This window comes from Pseudomonas sp. QS1027 (assembly GCF_002814235.1).
Taxonomy (GTDB): Bacteria; Pseudomonadota; Gammaproteobacteria; order Pseudomonadales; family Pseudomonadaceae; genus Aquipseudomonas.
Genome location: NZ_PHSU01000011.1, coordinates 357,253 through 376,712, shown reverse-complemented (window position 1 = coordinate 376,712; position 19,460 = coordinate 357,253). Strand labels below are relative to the sequence as shown.

Here is a 19,460-nt window from a genome sequence, read left to right as displayed (position 1 = left end):
CAGGGGTATTTCACACACCTGCATTGCATTGGAAACACGCTAATATCCCCGGCTTCTCCCCACGTTTGGATGTCTGCCTATGCGCAGTAAACTGGAAGCCTGCCTGCAGGCCGTGAACCAGGTGGTGTTGGGCAAGGATGCGCAGGTTCGCCTGGCCCTGACCTGCCTGCTGGCCAACGGTCATCTGCTCATCGAAGACCTGCCCGGCATGGGCAAGACCACCCTCAGCCACACCCTGGCCAAGGTCCTCGGCCTGAGTTTCCAGCGTATCCAGTTCACCTCCGACCTGTTACCCAGCGATATCCTCGGCACCTCGGTGTTCGACAAGGACAGTGGGCTGTTCGTGTTCCACCCGGGGCCGATCTTCGCCGAGCTGGTGCTGGCCGACGAAATCAACCGGGCCACGCCCAAGAGCCAGAGCGCCTTGCTCGAAGCCATGGAAGAAGGCCAGGTGACCATCGAAGGCGCCACCCGGCCCTTGCCGTCGCCGTTCTTCGTGATTGCCACGCAAAACCCCAGCAGCCAGGGCGGCACCTTCGCCCTGCCGGAGTCGCAGCTCGATCGTTTCCTGATGCGGGTGTCCCTCGGTTATCCGGCCCGGGCCGCGGAAAAGGCCTTGCTGCAAGGCGTGTCGCGCCGCGACCTGCTGCCGACGTTGCAGCCGATCCTCAACCATGCCGAACTCTCGGCGTTGCAACAGCAGGTCAAGCAGGTGCGCACCAGCGATCCGTTGGTGGACTATGTGCTGCGTCTTGTTGGCGCGACCCGCGACCAGCCGCAATTCGCCTGGGGCCTGTCACCACGCGCGAGCCTGGCGATCCTCGCCGCCGCCCGGGCCTGGGCGCTGTTGGCCGGGCGTGACTATGTGGTGCCGGAAGATGTCCAGGCGGTCTTGCCCTCGGTGGTCAGCCATCGTCTGCGCGAGCGTGCCGATCCGGCCGGGCAGGGCGGCGGTGCCCTGGTGCAGTGGCTGCTGCGCGAGGTGCCGGCGCTTTGATCCGGCGCCTGCGCGGGGCCTGGCAGGCCTGGATGGTGCGGCGCCTGCCGCCCTCGGCGCGGATTCAACTGAGCCAACGGCAGATCTTCATCATGCCCAATCGCGCCGGCGGGGTATTTGCCGCGTTGCTGGTGCTGATCCTGATGGTCGCGATCAACTACCAGAGCAGCCTGGCCTACGCCCTGTGCTTCCTGCTGCTGTCGGTGTTCGTGGTGGCGATCCTGCATACCTGGCGCAATCTGCAGGGGCTGGTGCTCAGTGCCGGTACCGGGCCGGCAGTGTTTGTCGGCGAGCAGGCGCGCTTTCTGGTGCGCCTGGAAAGTGCCGGCAAAGCCCATCAGTCCATTGGACTGGGCTGGTCGACGCAGGCCGTGCACAGCGTCGATGTGCCGCCTGCGGGCTTCTGCGAACTGGAATTGAATCGGCCGACCCTGGTGCGCGGCTGGCTGCACGCACCGCGTATCGGCGTCGAGAGCAGTTTTCCGCTGGGGATCCTGCGGACCTGGAGCCGGCTCGACCTGGGCCAGAAGGTGTTGGTTTATCCACAGCCCCTGGAAGGCGAGCTGCCGACCCTGGCCAGTCTGCTCACCGATGACCGCGAAGAGGGCATGCGTGCCCACGGCCAGGGTGTCGACGACTATCAGGGCTTGAAGGTCTATCAGCCCGGCGACTCCTGGCGGCGCCTGCACTGGAAAGCCTACTCCCGGGGCCAGGGCCTGCTGATCAAGGAATTCGCCCGGCTTGACGGCCGTGAGCTGTGCCTGGACTTCCTGGCCCTGGGCGGGGATGTCGAGCAGCGCCTGTCACGCCTGTGTTACTGGGTGCTGGAATTGTCCCGCCGCGAGACGAGCTTCTCCTTGCGTCTGCCTGACCAGGTGCTGGACAGCGACAGCGGTGCGGCCCATTGCGAGGCGTGCCTGCGGGCCCTTGCGCTGTTCGGGAAAAGCCCATGAGCGCCGCGCCGCTGATTTCCCGCGCCAGTCTGGTCTGGCTGCTGGTGGCCCAGACCCTGGTGATGCTGCCGTTCTGGTTCCATGTGCCGCCGTGGATGGTCGGGCTGTGGCTCGGCTGCACGGTCTGGCGGATCCAGGTGTACCGCATGCGCGCGCGTTTTCCCGGGCGCCTGATGGAGCTGCTTCTGCTGCTGGTCACCATCGGCGGCATCTGGCTCTCGCGCAGCAGCCTGATCGGACTGGACGCCGGGGCGGTGCTGCTGGTGGCGATGTTCATCCTCAAGCTGGTGGAAACCCGCACCCGTCGCGATGCCCTGGTGCTGATTTTCCTCGGGCTGTTCTGTGTCGCGGTGGCCTATCTGTTCGAGGATAGCTTGCCCTGGGCGTTCTACAGCTTGGCGCCGGTGGGGGCGCTGCTGGCGGCCCTGGTCGGTTTGCAGCAAGGCTCGACGACCCGGCCGCTGAGGACCTTGCGACTGTCCATGACCTTGCTGTTGCAAGCCTTGCCGCTGATGCTCCTGCTGTTCCTGTTTTTCCCCCGTATCGCGCCGCTCTGGTCATTGCCGTTGGCCATCGACAAGGTGCAGAGCGGGTTGTCCGAGAGCATGTCGCCAGGGGATGTGGCCGAGCTTGGACGCTCCGCGGAGCTGGCTTTTCGCGCCAGCTTCGACGGCCCCATGCCGCCGCGTCGTGACCTGTACTGGCGGGCGCTGACCCTTGAGCAATTCGACGGCCGGCGCTGGAGCCAGGCGCCATCGGTCAACTACAGCCCGGCGCCGAAATGGCAGGCCATCGGCGAGTCCTGGCGCTACAACATCATCCTCCAGGCCAGCGGCAAACCCTGGTTGCCGGCGCTGGATGTGGCGCGCACCGATCAGGTTGATGTGCACCAGTTGGCGGACTATCGGGTACAGCGCCTGCGGCCGGTGCAGCAGGTATTCCTCTACCGGGCCGAGTCCTGGCCGCAGGTGGTGCGCGATCCGCAACTCAATGAGCGGGCCCGGCGCCAGGCCTTGCAGTTGCCGGCCCAGGGCGATCCGCGCAGCCGGCAGTGGGCGGCTCAGTTGCGACAAACTTATCCACAGCCCCAGGCACTGGTGGCGGCCGTGCTCAAGCATTTTCACGACGAGCCGTATTACTACACCCTCAAGCCGCCGACCCTGGGCACCGACAGTATCGACGGTTTCCTGTTCGACAGCCGCCAGGGCTTCTGTGCGCATTACGCCGGGGCCATGGTCTACGTGTTGCGGGCGGCGGGAATTCCGGCACGGATGGTGGCCGGCTATCAAGGGGGGGAGTTGAATCCGGCGGGTAACTTCCTCACGGTGCGCCAGTACGATGCCCATGCCTGGGTCGAATACTGGCAGGACGGGCAGGGCTGGCGTAGTGTCGATCCGACCTATGCGGTGGCTCCGCAACGTATCGATCAAGGACTGGAACAGGCCCTGGCGGCCGACGAGGACATGCTCGGCGCTTCGCCCCTCTCACCGCTGCGTTACCAGCACCTGACCTGGCTCAATGACCTGCGTCAGGGCTGGGATAATCTCAATTATGGTTGGCAGCGCTGGGTCCTGGGTTATCAGGGCGACCAGCAACTGCAACTGCTCGGGCGCTGGTTCGGCGACCTGACCGCCTGGGTCCTGCCGGTCGGTCTGGTGTTGATCCTGGGGCTGCTTTCGCTGTTGTTGCTGCGGCCCTGGCGCAACACCTCGGATCCGTCGTTGCGGGTGTTCGCCGCCTTTGAAAAGTTGCTGCGTAGACGCGGACTGGTGCGCGAGCCGGGTGAGGGGCCACAGGCATTTGGCGAGCGGGCGGCGCGGGAGTTGCCGCGCCAGGCGGAAAATATCAATGCATTTGTCCAGAGCTTCGTGGCCCAGCGCTATGCTGAACAGACCCCGTCGATGGATGCATTGCAACAGCGCTTGCGGTCATTGCGTCGTAGTCTTGGAAGTTCGATTTGGGAGTAAGTGTCGAATGTCTGCCCTGGTGGATAGATTGGTGGTTGAGGTCGTGGGCCTGGAAGTGCGTTTGTTGGCCTGTCACGCGCGGGTGGATGCGCTGACCGACGAGGAGGGCCTGCATGACTTGCGTACCACGGTACGGCGCCTGCGCAGCCTGTTGCGGCCGTTGCGGGGTTTGCCGGGTGTCGAACAGGTCGAGCAGGCGGCGCGGCAGGTCGGCAGTCTGACCACGCCGATCCGCGACCGCGAAGTACTGGCTGCCTACCTGCATCGGCAGGGGCATCATGTGGCGGCGGCGCGGCGTACGGAACAGTTGTCCGATGATTACTGGGCGGTGGCGCGCAGTGCCGAACTGAAACAGCTGTTCAGTGTGCTCGATGCCTTTCCGCGTTTTCTCCGGGCTTCGCAGCACCAGGGCCTGTTGAAGGGCCTGCACAAGCGCATCGACAAGCGCCTGGAAAAACAATGGGCGGCGCTGGATGAAGCCTTGCATGATCCGCTGCATGACCGGCATCGGTTGCGGCTGTTGATCAAGCGTGTTCGTTACGCTGCCGAAGCTTATCCACACCTGAGTCGCTTGCCGGCACGGGCCTTGAAATCCCTGAAGTCGGCCCAGGAAGCGCTGGGTGACTGGCACGATTGCTGGCAGTGGCTGCTGCGGGCGGAACAGGAACCGGACCTGCAATCCTGTGTCACGGGTTGGCGCAGGACCATGGCCCTGGCCGAAAACAAGGCCGACCGGGTACTGGATCGGTTGAGCGAGACCTGTTTCAGCTGAGTGGCGGCCTGTTTGACGGCTGCTTTGGCCGGTATGAGTGCTGTGTGGTGCGGATGAGCTGGTTACTATTCCGTAGGACTTTTTCCAGCTGAGGTCAGCATGCGTTTTTCAGATTTGCTCGATGCGGTTCGCCGCGAGCCCAAGGGGCTTTCCATTCCCGCCGAGTGGGCGCAGGGGCGGGCCACGTTTGGCGGCCTGATGGTGGCGCTGCAATACGAAGCGATGCGGGCGCGAGTACCGGCCGAGCGGCCGGTGCGTTCGCTGGCAATCACCTTTGTCGGGCCGGCTGAGCCTGGGGTGCCCATCGATTTTGAAGTCGAGGTGTTGCGCGAGGGCAAGGCCGTCAGCCAGGTGCTGGGCCGGGCCGTGCAAAATGGCCAGGTGGTGACGCTGGTGCAGGGCAGCTTCGGTGCTTCCAGGGAGTCGGTGGTGGAAGTGGCGGCTGAGCCGGCGCCAACGTTCAAGCACTGGGACGAATGCCCGGAGGCGCCTTATATCCCGGGGGTGATGCCGGAGTTCATGCGCAATCTGTCGATGCGCTGGGGCGTTGGGGGCATGCCTTTTACCAGTAACAAATCCCGTGAGATGGGCGGTTGGGTACAACTGCGCGGGGATGTCCGGCAAGAGCCGTTGACCGAGGCCCATCTGCTGGCACTGGTGGACGCGTGGCCGCCGGCGGTGTTGCCGCATCTGGGCAAACCGGCGGCCGGCAGCACCCTGACCTGGACAGTCGAGTTCGTCCAGCCGTTGCTGGAACTCGATACCCTGGACTGGTGCAAATACCGCGCGGTGATCGAGCATGCCCGCGACGGCTACGGCCATGTGGCCGCGGCTTTGTGGAGTGCGGATGGACGGCTGATTGCGTTGAGCCGGCAGACCGTTACCGTGTTTGCCTGAGGCCGGCAAGCCGGCCTTCAGGGGAACGGCGCCGGCTCAGGCTTCCAGCGCCAGGCTCTGGCCTTTGCTGCGCAGGCTGACTGCGGCCGCCAGGCCCAGTACGCCAACGGCGAAGTCGGTCGGGTTGCGGGCAAACACGCCGGAACTCACCAGCAGGAAGGACAGTGCGAACAGGATCAGCGCCAGCAGTTGCATGCCTTCGCGAGTGCCATCGTTCGAAGCTTGGGGTGCAACCCGCCATTGCCAGGCGGGGAAGTTGGGGTGACGTTGGCCCATGATCGTGTCCTCTGTTCGTGTAGTCGGTGAACAAAGAGTAAGCCGGGCCAACTGCCCGGGCGAATCAACTCTTCCTATCGGCCTTATAGTTTGAGCTGGCCAATCGCCTTGCTCAGCTCTCCCGCCAGCTTGGCCAGATCGTTGCTGGTGGTGGCCGAGTCCACGGTCTGTTGCACGGTGTTCTCGGTCACGTCGCGGATGCTCACCACCGCCCGATTCATTTCCTCCGCCACCTGGCTCTGCTGCTCGGCGGCCACGGCGATCTGGGTGTTGCTTTCGCGCATCTGGGCCACCGCGCTGGTGATCTGCTCCAGCGCCTCGCCGGCTTCCCGGGCCTGCTGCACGCAGTCATCGGCCTTGAACGAACTTTCCTGCATAAAGTCCACGGCGTCGCGGGTGCCGGCCTGCAAGGCGGACACCATGGTGGTGATTTCGTCGGTGGAACTCTGCACGCGCTTGGCCAGGTTGCGCACTTCATCGGCGACCACCGCGAAACCGCGACCCATTTCCCCGGCCCGGGCCGCTTCGATGGCGGCGTTGAGTGCCAGCAGGTTGGTCTGTTCGGCGATGCTGTGAATGACGCTGACCACGCCATTGATCTTCTGGCTGTCCTCGGCCAGTTGCTGGATCATCACGGCGGTCTGCTGCACGCCGCTGGACAGCCCGGTGATCGACTGCTGGACCCGGCTGACCACGGCATGCCCGCTGCCGGCCAGGTCGTCGGCGGTTTTCGACAGGTCACGGGTGGCGCCGGCGTGCTGGGCGATGTGATAGACCGTGGCCGACATCTCGTTGATCGCCGTGGCGGCCTGGTCGGTTTCGCTCTGCTGGCCGAGCATGCCGTGGCGCACGTCGTTCATGCTCGAGGCCAGGCGCGCGGCGCCGACATCCAGTTGCGCCGCGGTGCGCGCCACCGTACCGACCACCCGCTGATAGCCGGCCTGCATGGCATTGAAGGCGCTGGCCATTTGTCCGACTTCATCCTTGCAGGCCAATGGCACACGGGCCGAGAGATCGCCGGTTTTCTCCACGTGGAGCATCACGTCCTTGAGGGTATTGAGTTGGCTGAGCAGGAAGCGGATCAGCAACTGCGAGGCGCCGAGCATCGCCAGCATCAGGATAAACACCGCCACCGCATAGTTGGCGACACGTTCGCTGAACACCTGGGCCAGGCTGGGGGCATAGGCGAGTACGGCGACCTGTTGCTCGCCACGGCTGAGCACCTGCGCGCCGAGCAGCGGGTTGTCGCCGAACAGCGGCATATAGTCATAAGCGACCCAACCGTTGGCGTCCTTGAGGCGCGGCAGCATCTGGCCCTTGAAGGTCGGTGTTTCACCGGTCTTGAATGGCAGCAGGTTATCGCCCTCGGGCCAGGCCTTGCCTTCGGGCCACGCGCCGAGCAGGTGAGCCTGGGCCTGGACCGCGGCGCGGGAGGCGTCGGTGCGGGCCTGTTGCTCCAACTGCACGGCGTACAGCACCAGAAACAGGGTGGTGATAAAAGCGACCGCGTTCACGGCCCAGAACTTGTACTTCAGCGAGATGTTGCTAAGCCAGGCACCCATGGAAGGTCTTCTCTGATTGAGCGGAAACAGTTTTGGCAAGGTGCCATTATTGTGCCGCTACCGAATCAGACGATTGTTGATATGGGTCAATGCCGCTTCAGTCGAGGCCCGGCAAATTAAAGAACACTCGGGCGCAGGCGGTGGTGTGGGCGGCCAGGTCTTCCTGGCTTTCGCCGCGGTGCAGGGCCACTTCACGCAGCACTTCGCCCAGGTACGCCGGTTCGTTGCGACCGTTCTTCGGCTTGGGCCGCAGGCTGCGCGGCAGCAGGTAGGGCGCGTCGCTTTCGAGCATCAGGCGGCCGCGGGGAATGTCCCGCACCAGCGGGTGCAGGTGGGTGCCACGGCGCTCGTCGCAGATCCAGCCGGTGATGCCTATATGCAGGTCCAGGTCGAGGTAGCTGAACAGTGCCTTCTGCTCGCCGGTGAAACAGTGCACCACGGCGGCGGGCAGGCGGTCGCGGTAGTCCCGCAGGATTTCCAGCAGGCGGGTGCTGGCGTCGCGCTCGTGGAGGAACACCGGGCGCTGTAACTCCACGGCCAGGGCCAGGTGTTCCTCGAGGACTTTTTCCTGCTGCGGGCGCGGGGAGAAATCACGGTTGAAATCCAGCCCGCATTCACCGACCGCGCAGACGTTCGGTTCCATCAGCAGGGCTTTCAGACGAGCGGCACTGTCGGTCGTCCAGTCACTGGCGGAATGGGGGTGGATACCGGCACTGGCGAACAGCCGCTGACCGCTCTGATCCAGCTCCCGGCACAGCTCCAGCGCCTGTTCGCTGCCCTCCAGACTGGTGCCTGTCACAATCAGCTGGCAGACTCCGGCGGCATAGGCACGCTCGAGTATTTCCTGCTGTTTGCCGGCAAAACCGGGGTTGGTCAGGTTGACGCCGATATCGATGAGTTGCATGGTGCTACCTCAGGCCAGAGGCCGAAAAGCATACCAGAGCTGTAGATTTATAATAAAAATCAAGAACTACAACGAGTTATGACTGTCTCTTAAAGCCGGAAGAAAACATCGGTTGGCACGACCCCGATGCCGTACCCAGTCTTCCGCACTTTTCGCGTTCAAAAAACGCTCGATTTCAGTTGTTCGACCTCAGGCCACCCTGTCTGAGGCTGGGCAGTATTCTTTCCGGAGAACGGATGAAGAAGCGACCCTCGCTGTTGCTCCTGCTGTGCCTGTCCCTGCTGCTGCCGTTGCCGGCGGTTGCGCGGTTGGCCGGGCCGTTGGAAATCGCCCAGCCGGGCAAGGTCCGCGACCTCGCGGAGATCCGTAGCAGCCGGGTCCTGCGGGTGCTGGTCAACCAGAGTCGCAACAGCAGCGGCGAAGTCCAGGGCGAGGTCATTGGTCTCGAATACCATCGCTTGCGCGCCTTTGAACAGTTCCTCAACAGCCAGGCCCGCGACAATCAGGAGATCACCCTCAAGATCATTCCCAAGGCCAAGGACCAACTGCTCGGCGCCTTGCAGCGCGGGGAGGGCGATCTGGTGGCCCCGGGGGAATTGCTCGAGGCCCAGCCGGGTCACGCGGTGATCGCCAGCGATCCACTCGGCAATACGGTGCCGTTGCTGCTGGTGGGACTCAAGGGCGAGAAGCGCTTTACCCGTTTTGAACAACTTTCCGGCCGGACCCTGGCCCTGACCCCCGGCAGCGCCGCGGGCGAGGCGGTCAACCAGATCAACCAGAAACTGGCGTTGCGCAAGTTGCCGCCGGTCAAGGTCGAATGGGTCGATCCGAGCCTGGCGGTGGAAGATGTGCTGGAGATGGTCCAGGGCGGGATCTTTCACCTGACCGTCGTCGAGCAGCCGATAGCCGAGCGCTGGGCGCGGATCATGCCCAAGCTGCGTTTCGACAAGCAGGTACTGGTCAGCGAACCGGGGCAGATGCACTGGTTCGTGCGCGACAATGCCTCGATGCTGCGGGCGAGCATCGACCGCTTCCTCAAGACCTACAAGACCCCTTCGGACCAGGACGCGGCGTTTCTGCGGATCTACCGACGCCTGTACCAGGTGCATTACCCGCTGAGCCGCAGTGATCGGGCGAAGCTGGAAAAACTCCGTCCGGTGTTGCAACGGCATGCCCAGGCCCAGGGTATCGACTGGCTGAACCTGGCGGCGCTGGCTTTCAAGGAATCGGCCCTGGATCCCGGTGCCCGGGGGGCCAGCGGCGCGACCGGATTGCTGCAGATCACCCCTTCGGCGGCGCAGCGGGTCGGCGTCAGCAATATCCAGAATGTCGATAACAATGTGCAGGCCGGGGCCAAGTACCTGGCGATGATCCGGCGCAAGTTCTTTGCCAGCCCCAAGCTCAACGAGCGCGAGCGCATGGCCTTTGTCCTGGCGGCCTACAACATGGGCCCGGAACGGGTCCAGGGCATGCGTGCCGAGGCCCGTCGCCGTGGCTTGAATCCCAACCAGTGGTTCTTCCAGGTCGAGCGCATCGCCATGGAGCAGGTGGGAATGAACGCGGTGAACTATGTGAACAGCGTGAACAAGTACTACCTGGCGTTTGATCGGGAGCGTGACTCCCTGGAGCCGAATGCCCGGAAGATTGCTTCACGAAAATAATCGATTAAATCGATTATTTTGCCAGGATTTTTGCGCTTTTTACATTTTAAAAATTGATTAATATGAGGCCCATCAACCCTATATTGAAAAGGATTCACCCATGAGCACCTTGATCAACCGCGTTCTGAGCACCCGTGCCGGCTATGGCCTGACTGTCCTGCGGATTTTCGTCGGGATCATCTTCGCCGCCCACGGTTCTCAGAAGCTCTTCGGCCTGTTCGGCGGCTACGGCCTGGCCGGGACGGCGCAATGGATGGAGAGCATCGGCCTGGCACCGGGTCACCTGATGGCCCTGCTGGCGGGCGGTACCGAGTTCTTCGGCGGACTGGCCCTGATCATCGGCCTGTTGGCCCGTCCGGCTGCCCTGGGCCTGACCTTCACCTTGCTGGTGGCGATCTTCTCGGTGCATATCCACAACGGTCTGTTCATGGCCAACAACGGTTATGAGTTCGCCCTGGCCCTGTTAGGCGGGACACTCGCGGTACTGATCGAAGGGGCCGGCAAACTCTCGGCGGATGCGGCCATCGCCCGTTCGTAGGGCCGGAACGCGTTACGCAGAATCAGACAAGCCCGCATTTTTGCGGGCTTTTTCGTTATGGGAGATTCTTGACAGCTTGCTACCGGCTTCTCTAGGATAAATACATGCGCCGATTTAAACAGCTACTTGCGGGGCGCCAGGCGGGTCGAAAGACCGCCGACAGAAGCTTGAGAGAAGCTTCGAAATACCGCTAAAGCGCTGGTTCGGTGTTGCCTCACACCTGCCCGGCAGATCGTTGAGGTGGAGACACGCACTTTGAACAACCCACGCCCCGTTGTACGTCTTACGCCGATCACGGCGAGCCTGCCTTTTCGCAACCCTAAAATCCTTCTCGGCGGTACACATCAGCCCACGCTGTTGCGTTATCTCGACGGCTGGCCGCGGCGCAAGGGTCGTGCTTCGGCCTTCCTGATCCAGTTCGTCGAGGACGGTGACGCCCTGACCCGCTTTGCCGACGACAGCTTCGACCTGGCGGTGATCCAGGCACCGGATGCCGAGCACGCCGAAGCCGTGATCCGCCAACTGACCCGCGTGGCGCGGCAGGGTTTGATCACACGGCGCTGAGGTGGTCTGGAGGCATGACCGCCGGCAGGCTCAGGGATAGTCGATGGCGGTGATGTATACCAGTTGTTCGCCAGTGGGCGCCATAACCCGAATTTCCGCATCCAGCGCCTTGCCGATCAGGGCCCGGGCCAGTGGCGAGTCGATGCTGATCAGGTTCTGCTTGAGGTCCAGTTCGTCCGGGCCGACGATGCGATAGCGCGATTCCTTGCCGTCTTCGTCCTCGATGGTGACCCAGGCGCCGAAATACACCTTGTTCAGGTCGCTGGGCCTTTCGCCGACTACCTTCAGGCTTTCCAGGCGCTTGGTCAGGAAGCGCACGCGGCTGTCGATCTCGCGCAGCATCTTCTTGCCGTAGGTGTATTCGGCATTCTCCGAGCGATCGCCCTGGGCCGCCGCCTCGCTCACCGACTGGGTGACCTGGGGGCGGCGCACATGCCACAGCTCGTGCAACTCGGCGCGCATGCGGGCCTCGCCCTCGGGGGTGATCAGGGCGGTGCCGGCAGTACGGGGTGGGCGATAACGACTCATCTGCATCCCTTGGTGAATCAAGGCCTTGAGTCTATCAGCCCTCGCGCAGCACTGTCAGTGGGCTGACATTGAGCGCCCGGCGGGTGCCGAACACACCGGCGCCGCCAACCATCACCGCGCCGATCAATGGCAGCAGCAACAGCCACGGATGCAGGTGCCACGGCAGGTCGAAGGCGAACCGGTAAAGTACCCAGCTCACCAGTTCCGTACCGAGGGCCGCCAGCAGGCCGCTGGCCGCGCCGAGCAGGCCGAACTCGATCCGCCGGGCCTTGACCAGCAGCTTGCGCTCGGCGCCCAGTGCCCGCAGCAGCGCGCCTTGGCGGATGCGTTCGTCGAGGGTCGCCTGCAAGCCGGAGAACAGCACGGCCATGCCTGCCGCGAGGACGAACAGCAGCACGTACTCCACGGCAATGGTCACCTGCGCGAGGATGCTGCGCAGCTGCTCCAGCAGCGCCTCCACCTGCAGGATGGTCACCGCCGGGAAGGCCCGGGACAGTTCGACGACGTCCTTGTCGTGCCCCGGTGCCAGGTAGAAGCTGGTCAGGTAGGTCGCCGGCAGGTCCTGCAGGGTGCCGGGCTGGAAGATCATGAAGAAGTTCGGCTGGAAGTTGTCCCAGTTGATGGTCCGCAGGCTGGTGACCAGCGCCTCGCGGTTGGCCCCGCCGACGCTGAACACCAGGTGATCGCCGAGCTTGAGCTTCAGGCTCAGGGCGACCTTGGTTTCCACCGAGACGCCAGGAATGTCCCCGCTGGGTTTGTCCGGCCACCAGCTGCCTTCGGTCAGGGTGTTGCCCGGCGGCAGGTCGGCGGCCCAGGTCAGGCTCAGGTCGCGCTGGGTGGCGCGATCGCCGCCGGAATCCTTGCTGACGATTTCCTGTACCGGGGTGCCGTTGATGCTGATCAACCGGCCGGGCACCACCGGATAGATCGGCGCCGACTTGGCCGCGAGCTGGATCAGGTGGTCGCGGAAACCGTCTTTGTCCGCTGGCAGGATGTTCAGGGCGAAATAGTTCGGCGCATTTTTCGGCAACTGGTTCTGCCAGGTATCGAGCAATTCGCCGCGCAGCAGGGCGATCAGCGCCATAGACAGCAGGATCAGGCCGAAGGCCAGGGATTGCCCGGCCGCCGCCAGCGGATGGCGCAGCAACTGGCCCAGGCCCAGGCGCCAGGGCAACGAGGCCCTGGCCAGCAGTCGACGCAGGCTTTGCAGTACGAGCAGCAACAGGCCGCCGAGCACCAGCGCGGCGATCACCCCGCCACCGAGCAGGGCGAAGGTCAGCAGCAGGTCCAGGCTCAGGCGCCACATGATCAGGCCCAGTGCGAACAAGGCCGCGCCGTAGACCAGCCAGGTGCTGGCCGGGATCGGTAGCAGGTCGCGGCGCAGTACCCGCAGCGGTGGCACCCGGCCGAGGGCGGCCAGGGGCGGCAGGGCGAACCCGGCCAGCGCCACCAGCCCGGTACCGATACCCGCGAGCGCCGGCCTCAGCCCACCCGGCGGTACGTCGGCGGGCAGCAGGTCATGCAGCAGGGCGAACAGGCCCAGTTGAGCCAGCCAGCCGAGCAGGGCGCCACAGACACTGGCCAGCACGCCGAGCATCGCCAGTTGCAGGCTGAACAGGGTCATGGTTTCCCGGCGCGACAGGCCCAGGCAACGCAGCAGCGCACTGGCGTCGAAGCGCCGGGCGGCAAAACGGCTGGCGCTGAGGGCCACGGCGACGCCGGAGAGCAGCACCGCCACCAGGCTGGCCATGTTCAGGTAACGCTCGGCCTTGCCCAGGGCGCCGCCGATCTGCCGGTTGCCGTCGCGGGCATCGAGCAGACGCTGGTTCGCTGCCAGGCCAGGGGTGATGGATTCGCGATAGGCCGCCAGGGCGTTCGCCGAGCCGCGCCACAATTCGCGGTAGTCGACCCGGCTGCCGGGCTGGACCACGCCGGTGGCGTCGAGGTCGGCAAGGTTGATCAGCACCCGTGGGGTCAGGCTGTAGAAGTTGACGGAGCGATCCGGCTCATAGGTCAGGACCCGGGCCAGGCGCACGGTTTTCATCCCGACATCGATGCTGTCGCCGATCTTCAGGTCCAGCGCGGTCAACAGTCGCGCTTCGACCCAGGCCTCGCCGGGCGCCGGTCCACCGCCGGCGGTTTCGGCGCCGAACGGTTCGGCGGCGCTCTTGAGTGCGCCGCGCAGCGGGTAGTGTTCGTCCGCGGCCTTGATGCTCGACAGCTGAATAGCGTTGTCGGTGGCGATCACGCTGGAGAACTCGACCGCCCGGGCATGTTCAAGGCCCAGGTCGCGACCGGACTGGACCTGCTCCGGACGGGCGCCGGAGGTGCCGTCGAGCACCAGGTCGGCGGCGAGGAATTCGGTGGCCCGCAGCAGCATCGCGCCGTTCAGGCGCGCGCCGAAGTAGCCGATGGCGGTGCTCGCCGCGACTGCTACCAGCAAGGCGAAGAACAGCACCCGCAGCTCACCGGCACGGGCGTCGCGCAGGAGCTGGCGGGTGGCAAGGCTGAACAGGCGCAACAGCGGCAGGCGTGCCATCAAGGCTCCAGGGGGCCGACCAGATGGCCGGCATCAAGACGGATCAGGCGCCGGCAGCGATGGGCCAGGCGTTCGTCGTGGGTCACCAGCACCAGGGTGGTGCCGCGTTCCTGGTTCAGTTCGAAGAGCAGGTCACTGATGCGCTCGCCGGTATGGCTGTCGAGGTTGCCGGTGGGTTCGTCGGCGAACAGCACGTCCGGTTCGGCGGCGAAGGCCCGGGCGATCGCCACCCGTTGCTGCTCGCCGCCGGACAGCTGGCGTGGCGAGTGCGTCAGGCGCTGGCCCAGGCCGACCCGTTCGAGCAGGTCGCGGGCGCGTTCGCGGGCATCGCTTCGGCCGTCCAGCTCCAGGGGCAGCATGACGTTTTCCAGGGCGTTGAGGCTGTCCAGCAGTTGAAAGCTCTGGAACACGAAGCCGACATGCTCGGCGCGAACCCGCGCGCGCTGGTCTTCGTCCAGGGTGCTCAGGGCGCGTCCGGCCAGGGTGACTTCGCCGGCGCTGGGCAGGTCGAGGCCGGCGAGCAGGCCCAGCAGGGTCGATTTACCCGACCCCGAGGCACCGACGATGGCCAGGCTGTCGCCCTTGTTCAATGTCAGGCTCAAAGGGTGCAGGATGGTCAGTTCACCTTCCGTGCTGGGGACCACTTTGCTAAGGTTCTGCGCGGTGAGAATACTTTCGCCCATGGAGAATCCGATGCGAGTGTGGTTTTTGAGTGCCGGCCTGGCCTTGATGTGCATGGCCCAGAACGCGGCGGCGGCTACAGTGCTGATCGTGGGCGATAGTATCAGCGCAGGTTTCGGCCTGGATACCCGTGTGGGATGGGTCGCCCTGCTGGAAAAGCGCCTGAAGGCCGAAGGTTTTGCCGATCAGGTGGTCAATGCGTCCATCAGTGGCGACACCAGTGCCGGTGGCCAGGCGCGACTGCCGGCGCTGCTTGCAGAGCACAAGCCGCAGGTGGTGGTGCTCGAATTGGGCGGCAACGATGGCCTGCGCGGGCAGTTGCCGACGCAATTGAAACAAAATCTTGCATCGATGATCGACAAGTCCCAGGCCACGGGGGCAAAAGTCCTGCTGCTGGGGATGCAGATTCCACCCAATTATGGGGCGCGCTATACCCAGGCCTTTGCCAAGGTCTACGGTGAACTGGCCGAGGAAAAACACATCGCCCTGGTGCCGTTTTTCCTCGAAGGCATCGGCGGGCACCCCGAGCTGATGCAGGCCGACGGGATTCACCCGGCGCCCGCTGGTCAGGGGATGTTGCTCGATAACGTCTGGCCGAGGCTGAAACCGCTGCTTTGAGCTTTTCTAGCGGCCGGCTTTGGGCTAAGGTGGCGCCCCGATTTGGAGCCCCCGATGCAGCGTCCCGCCTGGTCCTTGTTTGCCTACCAACTGATCGAACCCGACGAGCAGCTCGATCTGTTCGCCTGTCAGGAAGTACGCGTGCACCTGGTCACCCGGCAGCTGGAACTCGGCGGCTCGGCCGATCGGACGCTGTGCGGCACGCTGTTGCCGGCCCAGCCGCGCTGGTCGGGGGTGGACCGCTCGATTTTCCAGGACCAGCGCCTGTGTCCCCTGTGTCGGGCGATTCTCGAATCGCAGAAGCGCGGCACGCCGCCGATCTGGCCGGAATTGCGCTTCGAGCTCTGAGCCCCGGCAACCTGTACCGTACCTGTCTCGTTACGATTGTCCCGGCGCGCCGTCTCCCTTGCCGGCGCGGTGTCGGTGTACAATCGCTGTTTATTCACTGATACGTCGATCATGCGAAGGATGTCCCGGATGTTGTCGCGCTTTCCTGCCGTTGCCCGTTGCCTGTCTGTAGCCGCCCTCTGTGTGGCGGGTCCCGTCTCGGCGCTGGAATTTCCGTTGCCGCCGCCGGGCGAGGATATCGTCGGCCAGGTCCAGGTACTCAAGGCCAAGTACGAAGACACCTTCGCGGACCTGGGGACCACCTACGACCTGGGCTATTCGGAAATGGTCGCGGCCAACCCGGGTGTCGATGCCTGGTTGCCGGGGGCGGGGACCGATATCGTCCTGCCGACCCGCTTCATCCTGCCGCCGGGTCCGCGCGAAGGCATCGTGATCAACCTGGCCGAGTATCGCCTGTACTACTTCCCGAAAGGCCGGAATGTGGTCTACACCTTCCCGCTGGGGATCGGTCGCGAAGGCTGGGGCTCGCCAGTGGCCCACACCACCATTACCGCCAAGATCCCCAATCCGACCTGGACCCCGCCGGCCTCGATCAAGGCCGAGCACGCCGCCGAGGGTGATCCGCTGCCCAACGTGGTGCCGGCCGGTCCCGATAACCCGCTGGGCCCGTTCAAGTTCGCCCTGGGCACGCCGGGTTATCTGATCCACGGTTCGAACATGAAGTTCGGCATCGGTACCCGTACCAGCCACGGTTGCTTCCGCATGTACAACAACAACGTGCTGGAAATGGCCGATATGGTGCCGGTGGGCACTTCGGTGCGGATTATCAACGAGGCCTACAAGTTCGGCGTGAGCGGTGGCAAGGTGTTCCTCGAAGCCCATACGCCGCTGGACGACAATGGCAACCCTTCGGTGGTCGACAAGCACACCGCGGTGATCAATGCCCTGCTCAAGCGTGAAGACCTGGCGAACAACCTGCGGGTCAACTGGGACCAGGTGCGTGACGTGGTAGCGGCCGAAGATGGCCTGCCGACGGAAATCGCCATTCCAGGAGCGCCGTCGATGGTCTCCAACGCGCCCGATCTGCAGCAGTAAGGGCGTTGTAAACGACCCGCCCGGGCCTTGAGGTCCGGGCGGGTTTTTTTATGCCTGGGAACCGGCAACTTTCTGCCAGGCCAAAAAAAGCCGATCCAGCAATGGATCGGCTTGATAACAATCCCGAGGGATTATTACTTCTTGCTTGCTTTTTCGAGCATGCGCAGAGCGCGCTCGTTAGCTTCGTCAGCAGTCTGTTGTGCTTTTTGAGCAGCAGCCAGAGCTTCATCAGCTTTGCGGTAAGCTTCGTCAGCACGAGCCTGGGCACGAGCAGAAGCGTCTTCAGTAGCAGTCAGACGAGCTTCGGTTTCTTTGGATGCGCTGCTGCAACCAGTGGCCAGAACGGCGGCCAGGGCCAGAGCAGAGAATTTCAGAACGTTGTTCATCGTGTTCCCCTTCAAGGACTTTCTATTAATAACCATCTCCCCAGAGTGGGGATATAGTCGGCATACATACTACCCATTACTTGTAGTAAGTAAACTGACGTAACGCAAGAAGCAAAAAAAATTTTTGGACGAGAATATTTTCAGCTAACTTTTCATCATCCTGTATGAAAAATGTGCAGCAACCGGGCGCGGGTCGGGCGCTTTGGGCAAGTCCAATCTGCACTAGTGTGCCAGTCACAGGGACTGTCCACTGCTCATACAAGCGTCGCGCTAGTCGCGGCGAATGACTCTTTTCTTCTACCGTCGGCAGGACGGGGAGGCATCTTTGCCAATTGAAAAGTGACTTTAAGAAGCACTGTTCGTCTTACAACATAACATTCCGGCAATCTTCAGCCGCTGTTCAGGTTTTCCAGCGAAAGGGCCGGTGCGGCCGGGCTACCATGAGCCGGTCGGACCATATGACGAGCGTGTCTTGAGCAGGGCGGGCAGGACGCCTACTATCTGTCAGGTGCCCACTTGTTCGGGAGCTGTCGGCTCTTCTCGTTGTCCAACCAGGCACGGGGCGGCGTAGGATATTTGTGATGATTTGGCTGCTGTAGCGATTTTTCGCAGGATGCCAGATGGTCCCTTCGCCGGAAAAACATGTAAGGTAGGGTCAGAACCCAAGACCCGCGAGGAGTAGTGATGAGCGAGGCGTTGTCCATCCACCATGACCAGGCAGGTCATCAATTCGAGACCAATGTGGACGGTCATCGTGCCTACCTGACCTATATGGACCTGGGTAAGCAGACCCTGGATATCTACCGCACCTTCGTGCCCAACGCCTTGCGCGGCCGTGGCATTGCGGCGGCGCTGACCGAACACGCACTGGCCTATGCCGACCAGATGGGCTACACGGTGATTCCATCCTGCTCCTATGTCGAGCGTTACATGGAACGTCATCAGCGGCACGCCGCGAAGATCTGAGTCCACGACGCATACAAAAACGCCGGGCAATGCCCGGCGTTTTTGCGTCTGCCTGTCGCGATCAGCTGCGCTGGCGTTTGGGCAGGACGTCCTTGAGCTTGGCATGCATGCTGCGCAGGGTTTTTTCGGTGGCGCTCCAGTCGATGCAGGCATCGGTGATCGACACGCCGTATTGCAGGTCGGCGAGGTCTTTCGGAATCGCCTGGCAACCCCAGTTCAGGTGGCTCTCGACCATCAGGCCGATGATCGACTGGTTGCCTTCGAGGATCTGGTTGGCGACGTTCTCCATCACCAGCGGTTGCAGGGCCGGGTCCTTGTTGGAATTGGCGTGGCTGCAATCGACCATGATGTTGGCCTTGATCTTGGCCTTGGCCAGCGCCTGTTCACAGACCGCGACACTGACCGAGTCATAGTTGGGCTTGCCGTTGCCGCCGCGCAGGACCACGTGACCGTAGGCATTGCCCTTGGTGGTGACGATGGACACGCCGCCTTCCTGGTTGATACCGAGGAAGCGATGGGGGCTGGACACCGACTGCAGGGCGTTGATCGCCACGGTCAGGCCGCCGTCGGTCCCGTTCTTGAAGCCCACGGCCGAGGACAGGCCCGAGGCCATTTCGCGGTGGGTCTGGGATTCGGTGGTGCGCGCGCCGATGGCCGACCAGCTGATCAGGTCCTGCAGGTACTGCGGCGAGATCGGGTCGAGGGCTTCGGTGGCGGTGGGCAGGCCCATTTCCGCCAGGTCCAGCAGCAGTTGGCGACCGATGTGCAGGCCGTCCTGGATCTTGAAGGAGTCATCCAGGTACGGGTCGTTGATCAGGCCCTTCCAGCCGACGGTGGTGCGCGGCTTCTCGAAATACACGCGCATCACCAGGTACAGGCTGTCGGACACTTCGGCGGCCAGGACTTTCAGGCGCTCGGCGTATTCGTGGGCAGCCTTGATGTCGTGGATCGAGCAAGGCCCGATCACGACAAACAGGCGATGGTCCGTACCATCGAGAATATTGCGGATCACCTCGCGACCTTTGGTCACGGTGCGCAGGGCGCTCTCGCTCAGGGGAATATCACGCTTGAGCTGATCGGGAGTGATCAGCGTCTCGTTGGAGGCGACGTTAAGGTCGTTGATCGGTAAATCAGCCATCGTGTTACTCGTCAGGTCACGGGTGCCGGCCGCCAGCGATCCCCGCGCGGCGGAGCACAGCAGATTTAAG

20 protein-coding genes are annotated in these 19,460 nt (G+C 63.6%); 12 read left to right on the top strand and 8 right to left on the bottom strand.

Annotated features, from left to right (window positions below):
* The first annotated feature begins 79 nt into the window (after positions 1–79).
* The 5 genes from CWE01_RS12555 (at position 80) to CWE01_RS12535 (ending at position 5,586) form a co-directional block, all read left to right on the top strand.
* On the top strand, positions 80–997 hold the full coding sequence (locus CWE01_RS12555; RefSeq protein ID WP_100940839.1) for a MoxR family ATPase: 918 nt from the start codon (positions 80–82) through the stop codon (positions 995–997).
* Positions 967–1,950, top strand: coding sequence for a DUF58 domain-containing protein (locus CWE01_RS12550; protein ID WP_177144237.1), 984 nt, complete (start codon positions 967–969; stop codon positions 1,948–1,950). Before CWE01_RS12555 ends, CWE01_RS12550 begins: the two co-directional genes overlap by 31 nt.
* On the top strand, positions 1,947–3,917 hold the full coding sequence (locus CWE01_RS12545; RefSeq protein ID WP_100940837.1) for a DUF3488 and transglutaminase-like domain-containing protein: 1,971 nt from the start codon (positions 1,947–1,949) through the stop codon (positions 3,915–3,917). Before CWE01_RS12550 ends, CWE01_RS12545 begins: the two co-directional genes overlap by 4 nt.
* A gap of 7 nt (positions 3,918–3,924) precedes the next feature.
* On the top strand, positions 3,925–4,689 hold the full coding sequence (locus CWE01_RS12540) for a CHAD domain-containing protein (protein WP_100940836.1): 765 nt from the start codon (positions 3,925–3,927) through the stop codon (positions 4,687–4,689).
* A 99-nt stretch (positions 4,690–4,788) separates the two neighbouring features.
* Entirely contained in the window at positions 4,789–5,586 is a 798-nt protein-coding gene (locus CWE01_RS12535; protein WP_100940835.1) for an acyl-CoA thioesterase II, read from the top strand.
* A 36-nt stretch (positions 5,587–5,622) separates the two neighbouring features.
* Here CWE01_RS12535 and CWE01_RS12530 read toward each other — a convergent pair whose 3' ends face one another.
* From CWE01_RS12530 to CWE01_RS12520, 3 genes are all read right to left on the bottom strand, one after another.
* Positions 5,623–5,862, bottom strand: a complete 240-nt coding sequence (locus CWE01_RS12530) for a terminase (protein WP_100940834.1) — start codon at positions 5,860–5,862, stop codon at positions 5,623–5,625.
* 83 nt (positions 5,863–5,945) lie between these two features.
* Positions 5,946–7,424, bottom strand: a complete 1,479-nt coding sequence (locus CWE01_RS12525) for a methyl-accepting chemotaxis protein (protein WP_100940833.1) — start codon at positions 7,422–7,424, stop codon at positions 5,946–5,948.
* A gap of 97 nt (positions 7,425–7,521) precedes the next feature.
* A complete protein-coding gene (locus CWE01_RS12520; RefSeq protein WP_100940832.1) occupies positions 7,522–8,328 on the bottom strand; it encodes a TatD family hydrolase in 807 nt (268 codons plus the stop codon).
* 236 nt (positions 8,329–8,564) lie between these two features.
* Here CWE01_RS12520 and CWE01_RS12515 point away from each other — a divergent pair, with 236 nt between their 5' ends.
* The 3 genes from CWE01_RS12515 to CWE01_RS12505 all read left to right on the top strand — a co-directional run bounded on the left by CWE01_RS12515 (position 8,565) and on the right by CWE01_RS12505 (position 11,091).
* Positions 8,565–9,989 carry a transglycosylase SLT domain-containing protein gene (locus tag CWE01_RS12515; RefSeq protein ID WP_100940831.1) on the top strand — a complete coding sequence of 475 codons (1,425 nt, stop codon included), beginning with the start codon at positions 8,565–8,567 and terminating at the stop codon, positions 9,987–9,989.
* Positions 9,990–10,089: 100 nt separating this feature from the next.
* Entirely contained in the window at positions 10,090–10,527 is a 438-nt protein-coding gene (locus tag CWE01_RS12510) for a DoxX family protein (RefSeq protein WP_100940830.1), read from the top strand.
* A gap of 255 nt (positions 10,528–10,782) precedes the next feature.
* Complete coding sequence (locus CWE01_RS12505) at positions 10,783–11,091, top strand: class I SAM-dependent methyltransferase (protein ID WP_100940829.1); 309 nt, start codon at positions 10,783–10,785, stop codon at positions 11,089–11,091.
* 30 nt (positions 11,092–11,121) lie between these two features.
* Here the strand turns inward: CWE01_RS12505 and greB are convergent, their stop codons facing one another.
* The 3 genes from greB to CWE01_RS12490 are packed head-to-tail and all read right to left on the bottom strand — an operon-like array spanning position 11,122 to position 14,841.
* Positions 11,122–11,619 carry a transcription elongation factor GreB gene (gene greB, locus CWE01_RS12500; protein WP_100940973.1) on the bottom strand — a complete coding sequence of 166 codons (498 nt, stop codon included), beginning with the start codon at positions 11,617–11,619 and terminating at the stop codon, positions 11,122–11,124.
* Between the two features lie 34 nt (positions 11,620–11,653).
* On the bottom strand, positions 11,654–14,158 hold the full coding sequence (locus tag CWE01_RS12495; protein WP_100940828.1) for an ABC transporter permease: 2,505 nt from the start codon (positions 14,156–14,158) through the stop codon (positions 11,654–11,656).
* Positions 14,158–14,841: an ABC transporter ATP-binding protein gene (locus CWE01_RS12490; RefSeq protein WP_100940827.1), complete on the bottom strand. Its 684-nt coding sequence runs from the start codon at positions 14,839–14,841 to the stop codon at positions 14,158–14,160. Before CWE01_RS12490 ends, CWE01_RS12495 begins: the two co-directional genes overlap by 1 nt.
* A gap of 10 nt (positions 14,842–14,851) precedes the next feature.
* On the opposite strand from CWE01_RS12490, the gene CWE01_RS12485 reads away from it, so the two are divergent.
* The 3 genes from CWE01_RS12485 (at position 14,852) to CWE01_RS12475 (ending at position 16,900) form a co-directional block, all read left to right on the top strand.
* Positions 14,852–15,457, top strand: coding sequence for an arylesterase (locus CWE01_RS12485; protein ID WP_100940826.1), 606 nt, complete (start codon positions 14,852–14,854; stop codon positions 15,455–15,457).
* 54 nt (positions 15,458–15,511) lie between these two features.
* Positions 15,512–15,805, top strand: a complete 294-nt coding sequence (locus CWE01_RS12480) for a hypothetical protein (protein ID WP_100940825.1) — start codon at positions 15,512–15,514, stop codon at positions 15,803–15,805.
* A 129-nt stretch (positions 15,806–15,934) separates the two neighbouring features.
* On the top strand, positions 15,935–16,900 hold the full coding sequence (locus tag CWE01_RS12475) for a L,D-transpeptidase family protein (protein WP_100940824.1): 966 nt from the start codon (positions 15,935–15,937) through the stop codon (positions 16,898–16,900).
* A gap of 134 nt (positions 16,901–17,034) precedes the next feature.
* Here the strand turns inward: CWE01_RS12475 and oprI are convergent, their stop codons facing one another.
* Positions 17,035–17,286: an outer membrane lipoprotei OprI gene (gene oprI, locus CWE01_RS12470; RefSeq protein WP_100940823.1), complete on the bottom strand. Its 252-nt coding sequence runs from the start codon at positions 17,284–17,286 to the stop codon at positions 17,035–17,037.
* A 684-nt stretch (positions 17,287–17,970) separates the two neighbouring features.
* Between oprI and CWE01_RS12465 the strand changes: the two genes are divergently transcribed.
* Positions 17,971–18,252 (top strand): GNAT family N-acetyltransferase, encoded by a 282-nt coding sequence (locus CWE01_RS12465; RefSeq protein WP_100940822.1) that lies wholly within the window; start codon positions 17,971–17,973, stop codon positions 18,250–18,252.
* A 61-nt stretch (positions 18,253–18,313) separates the two neighbouring features.
* Here CWE01_RS12465 and CWE01_RS12460 read toward each other — a convergent pair whose 3' ends face one another.
* Complete coding sequence (locus CWE01_RS12460; RefSeq protein ID WP_100940821.1) at positions 18,314–19,390, bottom strand: 3-deoxy-7-phosphoheptulonate synthase; 1,077 nt, start codon at positions 19,388–19,390, stop codon at positions 18,314–18,316.
* Positions 19,391–19,460: the final 70 nt, after the last annotated feature.